Raw genomic sequence first — 13,690 nt, 5'->3', positions numbered from 1 at the left:
CGTGAGAGCCGGTTATTTACCGATGGTATACAACTCATCACGTCTGATTGACCTTATCGAATTTTATCAGTGACTTGCCTTTCCACAGTATTGGTGTGCAGGTAGTTAAGGCGATTGCCACGTACGTCATTGCTGTAAAATCGACAGATAAATCCGCTTGCGAGGTAACGAGCAGGCTACCTAATGCGCCGCCCAGACCGACTGCGAAATGCTGGAGAGCGTTTTGCAAACCGATGAAAATCACACGATCTTGTGGCGTGAGAGCGCTGATTAATTCGGTAATTAAGATAAGTGTTCGCGCAGAGCTGACAATGATAAACATCACAAAGGCCAGTGCGGCAAGATTGACAATTTCTGTATAAAAACCTACTCCCACAGCAATCGCCATCACAAATGATAGTCCTGCGATTAACTTGCCAACCGCAACATCGCTCATTTTCGCTCTTGCGTAATATTGAATGAACACAAAAGAGCCCAGGCCGCTTGCCATGTAACAAAAACTCAGAAGTTTTTCAGAGATACCGAGGTTTACCGTTAGCATGACAGGGTATTGGGTTGAAACGACAAAAGTGCTCAAAATGGTGGTGAAAATCAGTGCAGCAAAGAAAAGTAATCGTTTGTAATTCCTGAGTGGGTTCACTGACGTATTTTGCACCGTGTCCTTCGTATATCCTGATGCCAGTAATGGTTTGGGAGAAGCAACATGAACGATTAAAAGCAAGATGGCAGAAAATATCAAAGCCATGCTTAACAGCTGAAATCCAAACTGCCAGTGAGTGCCGGCGGACACCATGATGAGACCTGGTACACCAAGCGCGAGGGCTAACGGAAATGCACTGACCAATATTGCGGTGTTTCTTTTTTTTTTCTGTTCATCAGAGATCAAGATTAAATAATTCAGGTTGACAACAGCCAACGCACCCCCAAAAAATCCTGTCACTATCCGAGCCAAAAGTAAAAGATTAAAGTTATCCAGCGTTGAGGTAATGAGCGTCGTCATCGCGATCCCAGCAAGATAAAAAAGGATTCTCTTTCGTTCACGCGTCACATCCTGTGAGCCTTGAATAATCAGACAAGTCATCGCTGCAGCAATCGCGTAAACAGACGTCAGATAACCAGACTGTGATGCCGGAACTCTCGCTTCCAGTGCCATGACCGAGCTGAAAGGCACAATCACTAAAGCATCCAGTGCAACCAGAAAATGAATTATGAAGCAGAGATAAAGACTGTAATCAGAGATGCGGCGTGATGAAAAAAATGAAGTGAGCATTGTTAAGCCTTCTGGTCTTGAGGGGGAACTCTTAAGAAAGACTTGATTGTATTCGCCCGAATTGAGTAATAAAGTGCGGCTTATTGGTTTGATAATCCAACGTTTCGGGATAATAAATGATTGAGCAGATCGAGCAGCAATGGCTGAAAAGTTTTCACTGCGTTTATGAGTCCAACAGCTTTAAAAAGGCAGCAGAACAGCTCAATTTACCCACATCAAATGTCAGCCGTCATGTCGCTTTACTTGAAGAGAAGCTGGATACCCGGTTACTGGAAAGAACAACGCGTCGTATGACCCCAACCGAGGCGGGTGAACAGCTTTACGCGACGACACATGTCTTGTTAGCGGCGCTGAACGATGCACTTGAAGCAGTGAATCAGCACGCTCAAACGGTAGCAGGTTCGCTCAGAATTCTGATGCCGGATATTCCGGTACTCGCAAAGGCAGTCGTCGATTTTTGTGTTGAGCATCCAGCCATATCGTTATCCTGCGAAACCAGTCTGAGCCCCAAAGAGGGCTTACTGGATGGGTTTGATCTGATTCTGAGTTATCAGCGAGGAAAATTAACCGATAGTGGCTGGGTGGCGAAAGAGATCGTCAGGTTGCGAAGCATTGTGGTCGCGGCACCGGTCTTGATCAGACAGCATGGCCGTCCTGATAAACTGGCCGATTTGTCCCACTTGCCTTGTATCACGAGCTTAACGGCGTTAAATGGCACCCCCTGGGTATTTAGGCATTCAAACGGTCAGTTGCTTACGCAGCATGTGAAATCGTCATTTAAAGTCAACAGCGGCAACATGGCAAAATTTGGTGCGCTGGCAGGTCTTGGCTTCGCGATATTGCCTGAGGAGTCGTGCACCAATGAAATAAACGCAGGTACCTTGCAGCATATAGTGTTAGACGCTGAACCTGAGCCCCTGGCCCTCTACGCTTTCTATGCCGGGCGAAAACATTTGGCCAAAAAGATCACGATTTTCATTGAACACCTGCAAAAAAACCTTAAAAAAACAAATGAGTACTGAGTGAAATGCGCTGGATGCAGCGCGTTTGGGTGCTTTTCCTGATTGCTCAGGAAGACTGCAGCGTCTGCCGGATGCAGTCGATAAACCAGGTATAACGTGAGGCCAGCTCACGATGGCGTTTCCGGATCAGATACAAAGGCTCTCTGGCATTAATGCTGCGGTGCAGAATACGCAGATCTTGAACGTACGGGGATTCCAGAATGGTACTCTCCGGCAGGACGGTAAAACCGAGCCCGAGTGAAACCGGCAGTAAAATCTGACTGAGCTGATTAATGTAACCACGTACCGGCAGCGAATCGTGCGGTATGGAAAATGGCAGATCCAACAATACACTGTCGAGATACCGGCGGGCGTTGGGGTGATCGATAAACCCGGTTTCTGCGAGTAAGGCTTGCGACAACTCAGATTTAGGCTGTGTGGCAGGAAAAACCAGGCACAGGGTTTCTTCACCAATTCGCTCTCGGTGAAAACGCGCCTGCGCGGGTGGCTCGGTGACAATACCCAGATCGATCTCGTCCATTTCTAATAAGTGAAGCACACGCTGATCCGGCGCGGATTCAACGCCAACCACCAGTCCCGGATGGTCAAGCTGGCGCTGAACAAAAAGCGGGTAAAGCTGATTGGCCAGCGTACCGGACATGGCAAACCGGCACGGACCGGCTTCCGGGTTATCCTGTGACAGCGCCTGTTGCAGGCGTTTTTCTTCTGCCATCAAAGCCTGAGAGTGCTGATACAGCACTGTGCCTGCATGGGTCAGTTCAAACTTTTTCCCTATCCGAACCAGAAGTGCCTGTCCGACTTGCTGTTCCAGTTTTCGGATATGCTGGCTGACACCCGGTTGGGTCATATGGAGCCGGGCGGCGGTTTCAGTGAACTGGCCGGCCTCGACCAGAGTGGCGAAGGTATGGAGCCATTGCCTGTTGAGCTTCATGGATAACAAATCGTGATGGAAATAAGAATAAATGATAATTTTTAATTCGCATTTTGGCGAATTAAAGTGAAGCACTCAACAACAAGAGGGGTTCACCCATGAAGACAAGCGAACAAATGCCTTATCCAAGAACGTTTTCCCATATTGGTATTTCAGTGCCGGATCTCGAAGCGGCGGTGAAGTTTTATACCGAGGTGCTCGGTTGGTATCTGATCATGTCACCAACGGAGATTGTCGAGGATGACAGCGCCATCGGTGAAATGTGTACCGATGTGTTTGGCGAGGGTTGGGGACGTTTTCGGATTGCGCATCTTTCTACCGGGGATCGCATTGGGGTGGAACTGTTTCAGTTCGACAATCAGCAGCAGCCGGAAGACAACTTTGAATACTGGAAAACCGGTGTGTTTCATTTCTGTGTGCAGGACCCGAATGTCGAGGAGCTGGCAGAGCGAATCGTTGCTGCAGGCGGCAAAAAGCGCATGAAAGCACCGCGCTATTATTATCCGGGTGAGAAACCGTATCGCATGATTTATATGGAAGACCCGTTCGGGAATATTCTGGAAATCTACAGCCACAGCTATGAACTGCATTACGCCAGCGGTGCTTACAGCCAGTGAGCCGATCGTGATTTACAGAGCGTGGGGATAAAAAAAGCCAGCTTCATTGCGAAGCTGGCTTTTGCTGTTATTTCAGTCAGGCAAACCTTATGACAGGACAGGTTCTTCCTGAATGTTTTCCGAGGTGGCCAGATGCAGGAAGTGCATGTGGCGCTCGTACTGGGTTAAGGCATCGGCAATGATCTGTTCCTGGTTGTAACCCATCACATCATATTGCTGGCCACCTTGCAGCAGGAAGACTTCCGCGCGGTAGTAATCGTCATACGACTCATTGGCATAGGCTGGCAGTGCGAAGTGACGCAGGCGAATACCATAGGCAAAATCTTCCACTTCTTCTTTCTCGACAACCAAGCGCACCCGCGACTCATCCAGTACCTGAAGCTTGGCGGCCAGGCCCTGGACTTTCATTTCTTCGACCAGGTTTGTCAGCGCCGGTATGGCCGTTGAAGTCATGAATTTCTCTGCTTCATCCTGCTTCGGATGGTTCACCATGGCCGAAATGCGGGACTTCCAGCTCACACTGGCCTGAGCGTATTGCACGCTGGTGTTGTGCGTCTGAATACTGTTTTGCAGCATGTAGTCATTGCGCAGTGCCTTGAACAGGCAGTAACAGAACAGCAGCATCAGAATCATGATCGGGAAGGCGCTGGCAATGGTCATGGTTTGCAGAGCAGACAGACCACCAGCCGCCAGCAGCGCAGCGGCCACCACACCTTCAATTACGGCCCAGAAGATACGCTGCCAGACCGGTGGCTCAGCCGCACCGCCTGAGGTCAGGGTATCGATCACCAGCGAGCCGGAGTCGGAGGAACTGACAAAGAAAGTGATCACCAGTGCGACACCAATGACGGACAGCATCGTTGACATCGGCATGTGCTCGAAGAACTTAAACAGGGCAACGGGCACATTGTCACTCACGGCCTGGCTCAGATAAGCCGCACCATGATTCATGATGGCATCAATGGCTGTGTTACCAAAGGCGGTGAACCACAGGAAGCCGAACAGCGATGGGATCAGCAGGACACCGACCAGGAATTCACGAATTGTCCGGCCACGTGAAATCCGGGCGATAAACATCCCCACGAACGGTGACCAGGATACCCACCAGCCCCAGTACAGCAGGGTCCAGCCGCCGATCCAGTCTTCCTTCGGCTCGTAAGCATAGAGGTTGAAGGTTTTATTCACGATGTCGCTCAGGTAAGCCCCGGTGTTTTGCACAAACGACTTCATGATCAGCGCGGTTGGACCCGCAATGATGACTACGGCCAGCAGCAGCACAGCCAGGAACATATTGATGTTCGACAGACGTTTGATACCGCCGTCCAGACCCATGACCACCGAAACAGTGGCAATCAGGGTGATGGCGGCAATCAGGAGTACCTGAACGGTCGTGCTTTGTGGCAAATCAAACAGATAATTGAAGCCGGCGTTGACCTGAACCACACCAAAGCCTAAGGAAGTCGCGACACCGAACAGCGTACCGATCACGGCAAAGATGTCGATCACATGGCCAATCGGACCGTAGATCTTGTCACCCAGGATCGGGTACAGGGCCGAGCGTGGTAACAGTGGCAGTTTATGGCGGTACGCAAAATAGGCCATCGCCAGTGCAACCAGCGCATAAATCCCCCAGGCGTGCAGACCCCAGTGGAAGAACGTAATCTTCATCGCTTCACGCGCTGCTTCGACCGATTGCGGATCACCGACCGGGGGAGAGGTGAAATGCATCACGGGCTCTGCAACGCCAAAGAACATCAGGCCAATACCCATACCCGCGGAAAACAGCATCGCCAGCCAGGAGCTGTAGCTGTAATCTGGTTCGGAATGATCGGGCCCGAGTTTGATATCACCCAGCCGGCTGAACATGACCAGAATAAGGAAAATCAAAAAGATGGCGACAGCCAGGATGTAGATCCAGCTCGCCTGAGTGATGATCCAGCCTTGAATGTTTTTGAAATAGGCTTCCATGGCTTGCGGCCACATCACACCTATAAAAGAGAGTGCGGCAATGAAGATTGCCGAGGTAAAAAATACCGGTTTATTTAAATCTGACTTAATTTCCATAAATCCTTCAAATCATACGGTTGCTATGTCCGCTCAGTGGTGCGCCATCTTAGTGGCAGAGGCTTTAGTGAAAATTGATGTGAATCAATTCAACGGACAGTGAAATAGGCCATGTTAAAAGCGATTTTTTGCGCTATGACCTTTTGTTAAGCAGGGATTCCAGATTTTCTGCTTATGAAAAACGTGAGGATATTATCAATTTTTTGCTTAGTGTTCAAAGTGTGATCTGTGTCTGTATTTGATTTGTAGCTCTAATGTTTTGTCTAAATATCTGTTTTTGTTGATAATAATGTTTATTGTGGTGTTTTTGATAAAATTCGGGTGCGATTGTTTTGATGTGTAAGTTTGTGGTTGAAAAAAGAGCGCCAACAGGCGCTCAGGGTTTGATGAGGTCAGATTATCCGCCCCAGCTTTTGCTTGATGAACTGCCCCAGCTGGATTTTGCCGCCGCACTGGACCCAAAACCGCCGCGCGAGATGGTACGGCTGACGGTCGGTTTAGGTTTCATCTGATCCGGGCCGACTTTGATCTTTGACTTTTTATAGCGGTAGGAACCGTAGTCGTAGCCGTCGGCTGTGGTCCAGCGTCCGTAATAACGGCTGCCCGGGTAATAGGAGCTGAACATCGGCTGGCTGTAGTAACCGCGGTTACTGTCGAGCAGCCGGGCAAACATAAAGCCAGCCATGGCAGGCATGAACCAGTTGTTTTCAGTCGTTCTCATGCAAGAGTTCATCCCGAACTCAGTCGTACACTCCTGCAAGCTTTTGTATTTCGGCGCAGTCCGCTCAGCTTCCTTCAGCGCATTCTGATAGGCCGCTTCACACTGTTCGGAATAGCCGGGGTTGTCATCTTTACAATCATTCACAGTGTGATAAATGACCGCATCTTCCTGAGGGTCACTGCAACCGGTCAGTAGTCCCGCGGTAATCGCGGCGGTCACAGGCGCAATGGCGAAGGGGCGCCATTGTTTTCGCATGCCGGCAAGGTTGACGTCTTTTGTCCGTTTCATGACAGTCCCCCTTAATAGGTCATGCAGGCCGCGTTGAGCAGGCCAACCGACACTGAGGTCGCCGCCATCAGCAGGCCGGCAGGAATTTCTCCTGCTTCAATGCGCTCAGCAATACGGGGCATGAAACCCACCCGGACAATTACATAGGCCAGCATTTGTGCCAGTAATGCCACGACACCCCAGATCGAGAAGTCAATGAAGTTGACTGAGTTGCTGGCAGCCCCGGAGATCGCCAGTGCGTAACCCAGAATAGAACCGGACAGGGTAATGGCCGCAGCGGTGTTTTTTTCTTCTTTGACCAGTTTCCACTCGTCGTAGGGGGTAATGCGAACAAAAATGACCTTGAACAGCATCAAGAACACGATAGAAATAGCGAAATAAATGATAAACGAGCCTAGCCCGGCGAGTGATTGTGTCAAAAGATCCATGGAAATCCCTGAAATTATCAATATTTAGTGGTGATTATCTGACTCAGCCAATCAGTTTAAAATCCGTCGGGCTGAGGTCAAATCCTGTGCTCAACACCAGGCTGCGCTCGGCTCTGTTGTTGAATATTTTCTCTTCTGCAGACACCAGCAGCACTTCTTTCACCGCGGCTTCTGCGTCTCTCTCGTAGACCATGACAAACTGATCGGTCGCGCTGGTCGTCCCGTTCTGCAGCCAGGTTTTTTCGGTCATTGCAACAGGGCGACTGTTTTCCCACACTTGTTGATAAGTGAAGTCTTCCAGTTGCCACTGGCCTTTGACGATGCCTTTGTCCAGTAAATGCTGCCATTCACTGTCGGTATCAACAGGCTTGCTGTCATAGAAGTAAAACAGTTTCACCTCGCTGACATCGGCGTCACCGGCACCGTGGGTCAGCACCTGCACAAACCCCTCGTCATCGGTGTAATAGCGGATCAGGCGCGTTTGTTCATCGAGCCAAACCTCACCGACCGCCTGAATGAGCTGGGTACGCGCTGCCCCTTCAATCATCAGCGATGGTTCGGTCAGACGCAGTTTCAAATCATCCAGCTCAAAGGCCCCGCCTAAGCGAAGCCCGATGATCTCAGGGGCTGCCGGCTCAGTGGTTGCGGTTTGCTTGCGTTTTTTTAACCAGTCAAACATAGCGACTCCTTGCCGGTTTAAGACGGCCAGTTGAAATTATCGACCCGTTCATCGGCGATATAGAACAGGTTGGCCCCGGGCAAAACATCCAGATCCAACGGCGGATTCAATTCCACGCCCTGTCCGCGATCAATGGCGATCAGAGTCGCTTCGTGCTCTTCTTTAAACAGGGTAAACAGGCGGCTGATCTGGGTTGGTGCAGCGGTCTCAGGAAAGCGCACCGCATACTGCGTCATGCCACGATGGGTGCTCAGCAGTTCATGGTGCAGTTCGCTGGAACCCGGATCAACGGCGGCCTTGGCCAGCATTTCAACCGCCACGGACGGAATACATTCTGCTTTAGGGCAATGTGATTTCAGCAAGTCGCTCAGACCTTCATCGGTGAAGTAGGCGAGCAAATGCGCATCGGGGTTGCGACTGGAGCAATAGAGTGCCGCTGCCAGCGTCACATCGTCCTGTTCGTTATCAATGATGATGCAGCTCGCCTTGCTGACACCGGCCTTGTCCATGTCTGTGGTATCGGTAAAGCTGACCACACGCACAAAGTCGATTTCACCCGGCAGCGGGTTTTCCATTTCAGGGCGCACGCATAAGACAATGTGACGACGTTTGCGTTCTTCGTGCTGCAGCATTTTAATCAGGTGCAAGGTTCGCTGGTGATTCCAGCCGAGTACCAGAATATGGTTCTCCACGTTAATTCTCCGTTTTCCGAGCAAGCCACTTTTCCAATAACCAATAAAGTGCGTCGCCAGGCGGCCTATACCAATGGCGAACAGACCCAGACCGCCAGGAATGACGAACAGGGCGACCACCCACTTTCCGGCTTGGGTTTCCGGAGAATAATCACCGTAGCCGACGGTAGAAGCCGTCACGACCAGATAATAGAAAAAGTGGGTTAATGAGTGTGTAAGCGCCTGCTCACCCGCAAGTTCAAGAAGCAGCCAGGACAAGCCGATATAGCACAGGAGCGTGATGAGCAGGTTTCGACCATTGAGTTGATTAAATTGTTGATGGGCCCAGCGGCGGACCAACAACCAGATAGACATGCATTTCTCCTCAATCCAAAGGGCTGACCGGTCATCGCGTTGACATCAGCCCCTGGAATTACCGCTTACTGACGACCAAGAATGCGTGCCAGTTCATCTTCGGCAGAGGCTGTGCCGCTGCTCTTGATGCCGGCGTCGGCCAGTTTCTTGTCCAATGCACTGCCAGATTGCTCGGCAGCCATTTCTGCAGATGCTTCCAGCTGAGCGGCTTTTTCCGCCTGACGCTGCTTGATACGCTCCAGCGACGAGGCGGCGGTATGCATTTTGGCGTTGGCACCGACATGACCGGATGACACCGCAGACTGCGCCTTTTGCACCGCTTCATTGGCTTTCACCACGTCTACTTGCTGTTCCAGCTGACGAAGCTTGTCTTTGGCCTGCGCGATGTTGGTTCTCAGCGTCTGCTCAGACTGAGTGAACTGATCCAGATAGGTCTGTTCTGCCTGCTGTTCATTGCGCAGGTTAGCGACTTTCTGGGCACATTCCAGTGCTAAGTCCTGCTGGCCTTTTTCCATCGCGTTACGGGCGTAAGTTTCGTATTCGGTAATGCCCAGATTAAAACTTTCCACTTTTTGCTGAGACATTTTCCGTTTGGCTACTATGCCAACCAGTGCTTCATCAGAGCGGCGCAACTCTGCTTTGGCTTCACGGATTTCCTGATCGAGAATACGCAGCGCTTGGCTGTCAGCGACGGCTTCTGCGGCTTCGTTGGCACCGCCTTTGATTGCGGTGAAAAGTTTCTTCCAGACACTCATGCCGTTTGCTCCTTCAGGAAGTCCTGGTACAAATCAATAAATGCTTCAACATTACGGAAAAGCGTGGCGACTTCAATGACAACGCTTTCTGCTTTGGACTGGGAGGACAGTGAACCAAAGGCCACATAGTAGTCGTTGCCGTTGATTGCATTGATCCCTATGGTCGAGAGCGGGAACATCTTATGGGTGCGCAGTATTTCCCGGTTCAGCGCATCGGTATCTTTCACCTGTGCGGCGTCAAAGAGTAAGACTTCAACCAGAATCTGCTCGCCTGAGACCGCCAGAAACGCTTCGATATTGTCTTCATTGCGGATCAGTAATGCCTGACCCTGAATGTCGACTGCCCAGCCGTCATGGTCAGACAGCAGGGGAGCCAGATCGGAAAGTTGCCACATAGTCAGCATCCTTAGATTAAGAGAAATTAAACCTGTTATTCAGTCGCACAAAAAATTCGACTGTGGCTACCTGATGAAGTTCCTGAAAATGGTGTGACAGGACAGCAACATAAAGGTACCAGTGAGTGCTCTAATATAAGTTAAATGAGCGACTGAGTATGCCCTTCTGCTCATAATTGAATGCGGGTTTTGCCTTTTATGGTGTTGTTTTGTGATATGCACCTGAAGAAACAATACGTGATTGATACTGTTCAATCCGTTGCGACGCGATTTGGGTGCGCTGAACCACCAGAGTGGCAAATGATAGAACCCGTATCAAGACTATACTTAGCACAATCTCCTGGTGCTGATTGCTGAGTTGCTGCCATGACCAAAAAAAATCTGCTGCTGCGGTTCATACTGCCGCTGTTACTCGCCATGATCCTGGGGGCCATTGTGCTCAATATTTACACCTATCATACCCGCCCCGCTGAGTTGCATCTGTCCGGCATTGCACTGGCGCCGTTTTCGGAGGAAAAGTCGGCATTTCTGCTGCCCGAGTTGCTCATCATGAGTCAGAAAGAATATCAGGCACTGATCGCTGAAAGGGAGACGACGGGCGAACAGGAGCGCTTGTCTGGTGAGTGCCAGCGCTGGTCAGCCATCCTGCCCCCCTGGTTGCTCTGTGGCGATCCCGGTTACCTTCAGCATACCGATCAGATGAAGCAGTTTGCTTCTCCCTCGCAGTTGGTGGTGGAAGGCTTACTAGCGGGGAATGCCCGCCAGAATACCCTGTATATTTACCATATCAAACGCGATCCGGACGCAACGGGCAGTCTACTGTCTCGGTTGGATGTATATATCCACGATGACGGCGTACCGCATTACTACCGGTACGATGAACTGGGAAAGCTCTCCAACCTGCCTTTAAGTGATTTGCCCCAGCCTGTGGCGTACATCGAAGATGAGGTGAATGCCGGGTTACAGCCGACGCTGCGTTTCAGCTTTACCAACAGCGGGGCAAGAGAGGCAAGCCTGAAAGCTGTGCGCAGTGAGCGGGTTTTTGTTGTCACGGCGCCGGCTCAGACAGGGTATCCCGGCGAGAAGGTTCCGCCAAGGGTCACGGTGCCTGCACAAGGGATGAGCCTGGGACCGGAGCGTGATGAGACTGTGAGCCTGACCGAGCCTGTCGTCCTTCAGTCCGGGCAGGATAAAGCGCTGGAAGTGCCGCTCAATATTTTAGATCTCGGCCAGGGGGATTCGCCCGGTTACTTGCTGGTGCGCTTTTATCTGGATTATTCCGACGGCGCTGAAAACCAGTCCATGCTGCTGGGCAATTTTCTGTTCTCCGATTACCTGCGGCTGGCGGAAGAAGAGTAATCAGGGCAAGCGTTCTGATTCACCGGCCTGCCGGAATTCATGATGCAGCCAGGCCCGCAGGGTTAAGACACTTTCCTGAACCAGCTTGTCTTTCTGGCAGACAAAATAAAAGGACTGATAGGGATTGCGCACCGACGGGCCGATTTCACTCAGCAGTCCCTGCCGGATTTCATCCCGGACGAAAAGACGATGCGTGACCAGAATACCCAGCCCCCTCAGCGTGGCCTGCACCGCCTGAACGGACGCAGTAAAACAAAGGTTGTGGCGCTGTGCCGGTACCGGCAGCTGATTGGCTTCACACCAGATTTGCCAGTCATTTTCTCGCCTTGGGTTGGTGACAAAAATGGGCTGGTGGGCCGATAACAAAGCTGCTGCGGTACGCGTTGTGTCTGTGTCGAGCAGTGACGGTGCGCAGACCAGAATCAGCTCATCGTCACCGAGTTGTTCGCAATGATAGCCTTGCCAGTCATCCGGACGGCCGTGGATCAAAGCCACGTCCACGCCCTCTTTATCGAGATCAAATACATGGGTCAGGGTCGAAATCCGGATATCAAGATGCGGTGCCAGTGCCTGAAAATCGGGCACTCTGGGGATCCACCAGTGCAGGGCCAGCGAGTTCACCATATTGAGCGTCAGCCGGTGCGGGTTTTGCCGCTGCAAGGCTTCACCGGCAGAGACGATCTGTTCGAGCGCCGGGGCCACCTGGCGGTAATATCTGCGGCCATTTCTGTTCAGCTCTACCCGGCGGCCCGTCCGGTGGAATAACGCTAAACCCAACTGGCTTTCCAGCGATTTGATCGCCTGGCTGACAGCCGAATGACTGACATGCAGGACTTCGGCGGCATCTGTCATGCTGCCTGTCTCTGCGACAGCCACAAACGCATAGAGTGATTTCAGCGGAACGAGCTTTCTCATCTGTAAGTTTTTCTAACAGTTTTGGTTAATATTATTCGCTTTTTTATCATTTGTAACCTCTCTAGACTTCTTACCAGCTAAGGAGTACTGAATGACAACAGATTTGCGCCCTCTCTTTTTTATGCTGGCTTCCACTTTCAGTTTGTCGGTGAACGGTTTGGTGTCCAAATTGCTCACGGATTTCATCAGTGTGGAAATGCTCAGTTTTCTGCGATTTTCGCTGCCGGCTGTCTTACTGATGTGGCTGATGTCTCTGACCCAGTGGGCGGTCCCAGACAGCAAAAAGCTCTGGCAGTCTCTGGGGATCCGGGCTTTCTGCGTCGCGGCTGCGCAGCTGTGTTTTCTCTATTCGCTCAGCCACTTGAGCCTGGTGGAAACTGTGGTGTTGTTCAGTACCGGACCGCTGTTCATTCCTGTGTTAGAAAAACTGTTATTTCACACCCGGATTCCGGCGATGACGGTCATGAATCTGACGATCACCTTTTTAGGTGTGGTGCTGATGGCAGGCAATGCCGGCGGTTTTTCTTTGCGGCCGGAACTGATCGTCGGGGTCGCGGCAGGGGTGTTCAATGCCGGCTCTCAGGTCAGCCTCTACCGGGTCAGCAAAGGCAGTATGTCGGCCTTTGGCTTGAATGCCTGGTGCTTTACGCTCGCCAGCCTGATGTTGCTGCCTCTGGTCCTCTTCACCCACAGCACGGACAGGCTGGCAGCCAGCTGGCAGCAGCTCACCGATCTGCAATCGCTGCTGTTACCGTCGCTATTGTTGCTGGCGGTGTGCATCGTCAATACCCAGGTCTTTCGGGTCAAAGCCTATCGCCTGGTGGAATCCGGCTCCAGTCTGGCACCGCTGATTCTCACCAATCTGCTGTTTGCGTTTCTCTGGCAAGTCAGTTTTTTTGAACAGACACTGATGTGGAACAAAGTGGTGGGCATCAGCCTGATTGTGCTGGCGACCCTGCTCAATACCTTCGGTCCGGTATGGCTCAGGCAGCGGCAGGCGCGGCTCGGGTAAACGGCTCCCCAACTCAGTGCAGCGGTGCACTAAGATTGGCTGTTTTCATCCGTACAAAGGCAGACAACTGGATAGTGATGGATTGTAATAATATGAAATAAAACGATTTTATCAGTGTGGAAAAAACTGGCACACAAGATGCAGTACAACTAAGGTACACGACATTCAACACTTGATACTTTGGTTTT

Annotated in this window: 14 protein-coding genes; 4 read left to right on the top strand and 10 right to left on the bottom strand. The window is 51.2% G+C overall.

Annotated features, from left to right (window positions below):
• Positions 1-37: 37 nt before the first annotated feature.
• Positions 38-1,270: an MFS transporter gene (locus LN341_RS16565; protein WP_234206092.1), complete on the bottom strand. Its 1,233-nt coding sequence runs from the start codon at positions 1,268-1,270 to the stop codon at positions 38-40.
• 116 nt (positions 1,271-1,386) lie between these two features.
• Here LN341_RS16565 and LN341_RS16560 point away from each other — a divergent pair, with 116 nt between their 5' ends.
• Positions 1,387-2,292, top strand: a complete 906-nt coding sequence (locus LN341_RS16560) for a LysR family transcriptional regulator (RefSeq protein WP_234206090.1) — start codon at positions 1,387-1,389, stop codon at positions 2,290-2,292.
• A 46-nt stretch (positions 2,293-2,338) separates the two neighbouring features.
• On the opposite strand, the gene LN341_RS16555 is transcribed toward LN341_RS16560, so the two are convergent.
• Positions 2,339-3,223: a LysR family transcriptional regulator gene (locus LN341_RS16555; protein WP_234206087.1), complete on the bottom strand. Its 885-nt coding sequence runs from the start codon at positions 3,221-3,223 to the stop codon at positions 2,339-2,341.
• A 98-nt stretch (positions 3,224-3,321) separates the two neighbouring features.
• On the opposite strand from LN341_RS16555, the gene LN341_RS16550 reads away from it, so the two are divergent.
• Positions 3,322-3,840: a lactoylglutathione lyase family protein gene (locus LN341_RS16550; RefSeq protein WP_046221625.1), complete on the top strand. Its 519-nt coding sequence runs from the start codon at positions 3,322-3,324 to the stop codon at positions 3,838-3,840.
• Between the two features lie 87 nt (positions 3,841-3,927).
• Here the strand turns inward: LN341_RS16550 and LN341_RS16545 are convergent, their stop codons facing one another.
• From LN341_RS16545 to LN341_RS16515, 7 genes are all read right to left on the bottom strand, one after another.
• Positions 3,928-5,904, bottom strand: a complete 1,977-nt coding sequence (locus tag LN341_RS16545; RefSeq protein WP_234206086.1) for a BCCT family transporter — start codon at positions 5,902-5,904, stop codon at positions 3,928-3,930.
• A 397-nt stretch (positions 5,905-6,301) separates the two neighbouring features.
• Positions 6,302-6,913, bottom strand: a complete 612-nt coding sequence (locus LN341_RS16540) for a DUF1190 family protein (protein ID WP_046221623.1) — start codon at positions 6,911-6,913, stop codon at positions 6,302-6,304.
• A gap of 11 nt (positions 6,914-6,924) precedes the next feature.
• Entirely contained in the window at positions 6,925-7,341 is a 417-nt protein-coding gene (locus LN341_RS16535; protein ID WP_046221622.1) for a DUF350 domain-containing protein, read from the bottom strand.
• 43 nt (positions 7,342-7,384) lie between these two features.
• Positions 7,385-8,020, bottom strand: a complete 636-nt coding sequence (locus tag LN341_RS16530) for a YjfK family protein (protein ID WP_046221621.1) — start codon at positions 8,018-8,020, stop codon at positions 7,385-7,387.
• 17 nt (positions 8,021-8,037) lie between these two features.
• Positions 8,038-9,066: a potassium channel protein gene (locus tag LN341_RS16525; protein WP_046221620.1), complete on the bottom strand. Its 1,029-nt coding sequence runs from the start codon at positions 9,064-9,066 to the stop codon at positions 8,038-8,040.
• Positions 9,067-9,131: 65 nt separating this feature from the next.
• Positions 9,132-9,821, bottom strand: coding sequence for a PspA/IM30 family protein (locus tag LN341_RS16520; protein WP_234206084.1), 690 nt, complete (start codon positions 9,819-9,821; stop codon positions 9,132-9,134).
• A complete protein-coding gene (locus LN341_RS16515) occupies positions 9,818-10,216 on the bottom strand; it encodes a DUF2170 family protein (protein ID WP_234206081.1) in 399 nt (132 codons plus the stop codon). Before LN341_RS16515 ends, LN341_RS16520 begins: the two co-directional genes overlap by 4 nt.
• A 366-nt stretch (positions 10,217-10,582) precedes the next feature.
• Here LN341_RS16515 and LN341_RS16510 point away from each other — a divergent pair, with 366 nt between their 5' ends.
• The gene (locus LN341_RS16510) at positions 10,583-11,575 is read left to right on the top strand and encodes a hypothetical protein (RefSeq protein ID WP_234206079.1); all 993 of its coding nucleotides are present in this window, start codon (positions 10,583-10,585) and stop codon (positions 11,573-11,575) included.
• On the opposite strand, the gene LN341_RS16505 is transcribed toward LN341_RS16510, so the two are convergent.
• The gene (locus LN341_RS16505; RefSeq protein WP_234206077.1) at positions 11,576-12,490 is read right to left on the bottom strand and encodes a LysR substrate-binding domain-containing protein; all 915 of its coding nucleotides are present in this window, start codon (positions 12,488-12,490) and stop codon (positions 11,576-11,578) included.
• Positions 12,491-12,581: 91 nt separating this feature from the next.
• On the opposite strand from LN341_RS16505, the gene LN341_RS16500 reads away from it, so the two are divergent.
• Positions 12,582-13,502 carry a DMT family transporter gene (locus tag LN341_RS16500; RefSeq protein ID WP_234206075.1) on the top strand — a complete coding sequence of 307 codons (921 nt, stop codon included), beginning with the start codon at positions 12,582-12,584 and terminating at the stop codon, positions 13,500-13,502.
• Positions 13,503-13,690 lie beyond the last annotated feature (188 nt).

This window comes from Photobacterium sp. TLY01 (assembly GCF_021432065.1).
GTDB lineage: Bacteria > Pseudomonadota > Gammaproteobacteria > Enterobacterales > Vibrionaceae > Photobacterium > Photobacterium halotolerans_A.
Note: the sequence above shows the minus strand (reverse complement) of the source record. Positions and strands in the feature narration are given on the sequence as shown.